Origin of the sequence: Nostoc sp., assembly GCF_036919675.1 — a bacterium.
Taxonomy (GTDB): domain Bacteria; phylum Cyanobacteriota; class Cyanobacteriia; order Cyanobacteriales; family Nostocaceae; genus Nostoc.
Window position 1 is genome coordinate 86,405 of the sequence record NZ_JBALCP010000054.1, and the last position, 6,078, is coordinate 92,482.

Here is a 6,078-nt window from a genome sequence, read left to right on the forward strand (position 1 = left end):
AAGCATACAATTTTGGATACATTTATAGCAATAAAGAGAGCCACTTTTTCCTTATACTGTTCGCATAGTTGCCCTTGCACCCATCAACTAACAAAGGCGCAGCAATATGCACATTTTTGTAATTTTAGCAACTGGGTATATACGCTTGATAAAAATAATTAAATCTAGTTATAAGGATGAAGATAAAAATTTTGTAATTCTAACTTCTTGATACCTTTAAAATTCAGGCAATAATTTCTGGAAGTTGGGTTGCTGTGGTTACTATAATGGTGATTTATTTTTTTGATTTTATTACCAGAATAGTTGCTGATTGTTCTGGTTGTGAACCGTAGGTAGCACCAGAGTTTTGTTGCTCTGGTACGCGAACTTGAAAAAAGAAATTGAGGGAAAATGTAATTGTGACTGCTAGCAATAGTTTTTCAAACATGGTTTTTCTCCCACCTACACCATTAATGATTGATTGCTACATTTCAAAAGTTCCACCAGAAAGTCCGAGTATTGGCTTACAACCCCCAGAACTTTGGAGGAATGAGGTTGGTCACTTGGAGTTTTGCTGCTGGGACAATTTGCATAGTCTTAGTTTGCCCATAGGTGTTGGCAGATTTATATCGGAAATGATAAGTATTGATAAATTTTTGATAATCGGATGATGAACACATCCAATTGCTCGGCTGGATATGTCAGGGATAAACAATAGGCGATGGCAATGGTAAGAAACGAATCTGTAGGGCGGATGGTAATGTTGCTCTGTTTTGGCACAGCATTTTTATCTTTAGCTGTCCATTGGCGCATTACTACGGCCCAAGGGCAGTCTGAGAAGTCTGCATCTACTTCGATGCGGCGAGATTCTACCCTAACCAATCCTAAGGGAAGCCGCCCAGAGAAAGTCTACAAGAATGTTTCACAAGTGAGTTTAGGGGAAATTGCGCTGGGTGCACCTGTGCCAGTTGGTGAAGTTACCCAAGGCTTGACTCCTCAGAGGGCGTTTACACCAAAGTCCTCTGCTATTAAGCCTCAAACTCAGTCGAAAATAATTAAGAATAATGTAGCGAAAGCAACTGATACACACACAATTGTTCGGAGGACGCCTACACTCAGGTCTGCTGCTATTAAACCTCAAACTCAGCCCCAAATAATTCAGAATAATCTAGCTGAAGCAACCGACCTACCAACTAAGACGCGGCTGGTGGCGCAAGCAGAAAGACAAAATCCAGTTGCGGATAGTTGGCCAAAAGCTCTATGGTCTCAGGCTTCAGCCCAACAAATACCATCTAATAGGCTGGCTGATGCCAAGACGCAAGTAATGGTTGATTTAAGCGATCGCCGCACCTATGTATACGCAGGAGATGAGGTCATAGCCAGCTACCCAATTGCTGTAGGTAAGAAAGGTTGGGAAACGCCTACAGGTTCTTTCCAGGTGATCCACATGCGACATTATCCAATCTGGCGTCACCCGATCACTGGTAAAGTATTTCAGGCTGGTACGGATAGTCCCTTGGGAGACAGATGGATTGGTTTTTGGTCAGATGGAAGGAATGAAATTGGCTTTCATGGCACACCGGATATTGGCCTGGTAGGAACGGCTGTATCCCACGGCTGCCTAAGGATGCGTAATTCTGATGTCCGATTGTTGTATGAGCAAGTGAGTTTAGGGACAACAGTGTTAGTGCGTGAATGATTAATTAAGAGTCCTTTGTCTTTTGTCTAAAACTCCTGACAAATGACTAATGACTCTTAAAGTTATAATTTTTGCTCAAAGTTAGGTGCGTATGTCTGGAGTAAAGCACTAACTTGGCGTACAACCTCATTGCCAGTGTTTTTACCTAAGGCTTGCCGTTCTGGGAAGAAATGGGGTCGATCAAGGTAACGGTTAATTGCCTCACTTACTTGCTGAGAAATTAATTCTTGCAGTTGTGCCCGAGCCGTTTGGCGCTGGAAGGTAGCACCTTCTTCTGTAGTAGCATACAAAGGTGGTAGCCGATTGAGAGCGTAAGCAGCAATATCGCCGACATCTAGAGAACTTTCGCTGGTGGCTTCAATTTCTGCAACTCGGGCGATCGCTTCGGTCAGTACCAATTCTTCCATGACGTTAATGAATTGTTTCCGAGGTACCGCCACTACCTCACCAGTCAATAGTGCTCCCATCAGCCGATCGAGTGCCATATACTCTTCAATTGAGAGTTCCGAGGCATTGTCACAGATTCTACCGACTTCTGCTTCCATTGCTGGTGTTAAATAACCATCCTGGAGAGCTTGTTCTACAATTTTTTCGATACTCATAACGCTGATCATCATTTATGTTAGCCAAGCAAGGTAGGGACGGTATCAATCCAATTTCTTTTGCCTAATTCTCAGCAAAAAAAACACAAATTATGCACAGACGCGATCAATTCCGCCTCTACTAGTTAACAACCTTAGTTCGCCAAGGTGTTGGATCAACAGATTGTCCGTTGACATATAGACCCCAGTGTAAATGTGGGCCCGTAGCAGCACCTGTGGAACCCACTGCGCCAATTAGTTGACCAGCTTTCACAAAATCACCTTCTTTAACGTTAATACGACTCAGGTGCATGAAAATACTGATTACTCCTTGACCGTGGTCAATGCCAACTACGTTACCGTGAACCCGAAACCCTTGCGATACCCTACCTACCAAAGCAACTCGCCCAGCGGCTGGGGCAATCACGGGTGAACCGGTAGCACCAGCGTAGTCAAGACCACGATGATAGTAGTCTTTTGCAAATGTACCATTATAGTAGCGGCGTACACCATAGTTTGTACTCATCCGCCCAGCATTGGGCTTCAGAAATGCTCCATTCCAATACTTTTGTGGTGTTTGTAGTGCCTTGAAAGCTGCCACCCGTTTTAGTTCATATTCTGTGGCATCGACTCCGGCTTTGCCAGGTGGCAAAGTTATGCGCTGTATAGGAAATTTACGATTTAGCACATTCACTGCCAAGTTTTGCACCTGACCATCGGCTGCAACCCTAAGTGGTCTAGTTCCAGCTTTTTCTAGTGGAGTTGTGGGAACAAAAGCCCGATACTGATTGGGGGCAATTTTAAAGACTGGGTATGTATTATTACCACTAGCTACTGTTGGATTTGTACCATTCTCTTGATGATCTAGATTAATCTCCACTGAGAGCGTATCTCCTAATTTAGGATTAGTTGGAGTCACTTTTACTTGTAAAGCATCTACAGGCAATGCCAAGGTGAGAGGGAGAACAGCAAATATTCCCTTTAACACATTTATTGCACGGCGATTAGGTGTCAAACTTTTGACATCAAAACCGAGCAACTTATTGTTTGAATTATTAGCGCGATTCTCAGTAATCATAGAGCTATAAAAAATACCTTGCTTAGATTGGAAAATAGACTAGCTTATTTCTACTAGTGTTTCCTGTTTGAAGCAAATGTTGTTGAAAACCACAAATGTTGGGAAATCGTCTAGGGACTTATGGAAAGCACAGGGGCAGGGGTAGGAGACAAGGGAGAATGATTTGTAACTGTAATTTAATGAATTGATATTAACTTTAATAACCAAGGTGTATTACATTGTCAATGATCTTAAAACTTAATTAGTATACTGTGGCGTCAGTTTGCCTACCCTAATTACCGTTTATATACTTATAACATTTTTTAATTGTTTTGAGATAGGGTGTAAAATAGCAGCGATTTTACCTAAAATTTCCTCGTTTCGAGTTCTGATCTGGAATAATGGAGTAAAAAGCTCGATGTTACGAGTCCTGAGCTTGAGTAATGAACGCTTTTAAATCTCACACCACTTGAAGTGGCATAATTCCTGCTTCAACGATCTTTGCCTGGATTATTCCAGAACTTATACCAATTCGCTATGAAGATGCACTTAATTTTTATTAAACGAACCGCCCTACCCTGCGGGAACGCCAAGGGCGAACGGGTGACGCTCGTTGCGCGGCATCGTTTCCCTTTGGGAGAGGACTCATCCTCTAAGCTAATAGTTTTAATTTTGACTTGAGCTTACCATCTTCCATGTGAACGATGCGATCAGCAATGTCTAGGATGCGGTTGTCATGAGTAACCATCAAGATGGTACAGCCTTGTTCTTTTGCCAGTTTTTGCATGAGATTGACTACATCTCGTCCTGATTGACTGTCAAGGGCGGCGGTGGGTTCATCCGCTAAGATAATTTGAGGATGACTGACCAAGGCGCGAGCGATCGCTACTCTTTGTTTTTGTCCCCCAGACAGTTTATCAGGATAGTAATGCAGGTGATTTCCTAATCCTACCTGCTCTAGCATCTGGGCTGACTTAGCTAGCATCATTTTTAACCCAAGATGTTTGTGCAATTCCAAAGCCATTTTGACGTTTTGCAATGCCGTTAAACTACCATGCAAGTTATGTGCTTGGAAAATATAACCGTTACGGCGTCGCGCCTGCACTAGTTCTTCTGCACTAGCACCACAAAGTTCACGTCTCAACACCTGCAAACTACCAGATTGGGTAGAACGTAACCCACCGACTAAGGTCAGCAAGGTAGTCTTTCCAGAACCAGAGGGCCCGGTCATAATAATAATTTCACCGGCGTTAATCTCTAAGTTGATGTTAGATAGAACTTGCTTCCGGAGTGAGCCGTGACCAAAGTAGTGGTCGAGATTATGGATGGAAATGACGGGAAGCATAACAATTTTGGATTTTGGATTTTGGATTTTGGATTGTTAATTATTCCAATGCCCCATGCCCATTTTTAAAACATATCAGCGGGGTCGGTGGCTTGGAGTTTGCGGGTGGCGATCGCACCAGAAATTGCACACATAATGATAGTCAGCACTAATACTTGCAATGCCCGAATCACAGTCATGTACATGGGCAAATTTGTAGCTGTGCGAGTCAGTTGGTAAAGTGCTAAGGACACTCCCAATCCGGGGAAGAAGCCCAGTGCTGCCAATATCAACGATTCTTCAAGCACCACACCTAGCAGGTAATAATTGCGATATCCCATTGCTTTGAAGGTGGCGTATTCCCGAACATGGGCATTAACATCCGTGGAGAGGACTTGATAGACGATAATCACGCCCACCACAAACCCCATCGATACACCCAGGCTGAAAATAAATCCAATTGGGGAATTTGTTCTCCAGAAGCTGTTCTCAAATTCAATAAATTCGGCATGGGTTAAGACTCTGACATCATCTCTCAGGTAGGCTTTCAATGTTGCTGCCACCTTTTTCGGGTTATAGCCTGGTTTAAGAACAATCAAACCTAGACTGACACTGCTGGACTGTCGCCCGGAATATAGCCGCAAAAAGTTTTGATCGCTGGTAATCAGGTTGCCATCTGCGCCAAAGGAAGCCCCGACTCGGAATAAGCCGCTAATGGTAATTGTGCGCCGTTCTATTTCCGTGGTTAGGGTTTTACCTTGGTCAATTTGAGCGATCGCTTTTTGATAATCTCCTCTTGCACCACGATCAAACAAAACGGTATCTGGCAGCTTAATTTTCTGCAATTGCTGGTTAACATCCGCTAAGTCAAAGGCTGGCTTGTCTGGGTTAAAGCCAATAACTAACACCCCCGTCTCACGATGTGTTTGGGGATTCTTCCAGATTGTGTTGTTGAAATACATTGGTTCTGCCGACTTCACCCCTGGTATATCCATTGCTTGATAAAGTCGCCGACGAGAAAATGTAGACAAGCTTGGCAAGTTACGGGCTTGGGGACTGGTTAAAACAATGTCTGCTTGCAAACTGCGATGCAGTCTAGTGTTACTGTCATACAGCGCAGTCTGAAAGCCTAGCTGCATGAACATGAGAAGATCCGCAAAGGCAATGCCTGACAATGCCACTAACAAACGGCTTTTTTCATAATTCAGTTGCAGCCATCCTAGAGGGGTTCGCCGTCGCAGTTGTTTAATTAATCCCATCATAATTAAGTGGAGGGCAGGGGGCAGGGGAGAGGGGAGTAGGGGAGAGTTAAAACTGGATTTATCCACCTCAAAGACTCGTTCATCCACCTCAAAGACTCGTTCATCCACCTCAAAGACTCGTTCATCCACCTCAAAGACTCGTTCATCCACCTCAAAGACTCGTTCATCCACCTCAA

Annotated in this window: 6 protein-coding genes; 1 reads left to right on the forward strand and 5 read right to left on the reverse strand. The window is 43.7% G+C overall.

Annotated features, from left to right (window positions below):
- Positions 1 to 274 precede the first annotated feature (274 nt).
- Complete coding sequence (locus V7K49_RS10555; protein ID WP_335067224.1) at positions 275 to 427, reverse strand: hypothetical protein; 153 nt, start codon at positions 425 to 427, stop codon at positions 275 to 277.
- A 273-nt stretch (positions 428 to 700) separates the two neighbouring features.
- On the opposite strand from V7K49_RS10555, the gene V7K49_RS10560 reads away from it, so the two are divergent.
- On the forward strand, positions 701 to 1,678 hold the full coding sequence (locus tag V7K49_RS10560) for a L,D-transpeptidase (protein ID WP_442948662.1): 978 nt from the start codon (positions 701 to 703) through the stop codon (positions 1,676 to 1,678).
- 62 nt (positions 1,679 to 1,740) lie between these two features.
- Here V7K49_RS10560 and V7K49_RS10565 read toward each other — a convergent pair whose 3' ends face one another.
- From V7K49_RS10565 to devC, 4 genes are all read right to left on the reverse strand, one after another.
- Complete coding sequence (locus V7K49_RS10565) at positions 1,741 to 2,280, reverse strand: late competence development ComFB family protein (RefSeq protein WP_298921257.1); 540 nt, start codon at positions 2,278 to 2,280, stop codon at positions 1,741 to 1,743.
- A 121-nt stretch (positions 2,281 to 2,401) separates the two neighbouring features.
- Positions 2,402 to 3,337: a M23 family metallopeptidase gene (locus V7K49_RS10570; RefSeq protein ID WP_335205488.1), complete on the reverse strand. Its 936-nt coding sequence runs from the start codon at positions 3,335 to 3,337 to the stop codon at positions 2,402 to 2,404.
- Between the two features lie 631 nt (positions 3,338 to 3,968).
- Positions 3,969 to 4,661: a DevA family ABC transporter ATP-binding protein gene (locus V7K49_RS10575; RefSeq protein WP_334871752.1), complete on the reverse strand. Its 693-nt coding sequence runs from the start codon at positions 4,659 to 4,661 to the stop codon at positions 3,969 to 3,971.
- Between the two features lie 65 nt (positions 4,662 to 4,726).
- The gene (devC, locus tag V7K49_RS10580) at positions 4,727 to 5,899 is read right to left on the reverse strand and encodes an ABC transporter permease DevC (RefSeq protein ID WP_335205491.1); all 1,173 of its coding nucleotides are present in this window, start codon (positions 5,897 to 5,899) and stop codon (positions 4,727 to 4,729) included.
- Positions 5,900 to 6,078: the final 179 nt, after the last annotated feature.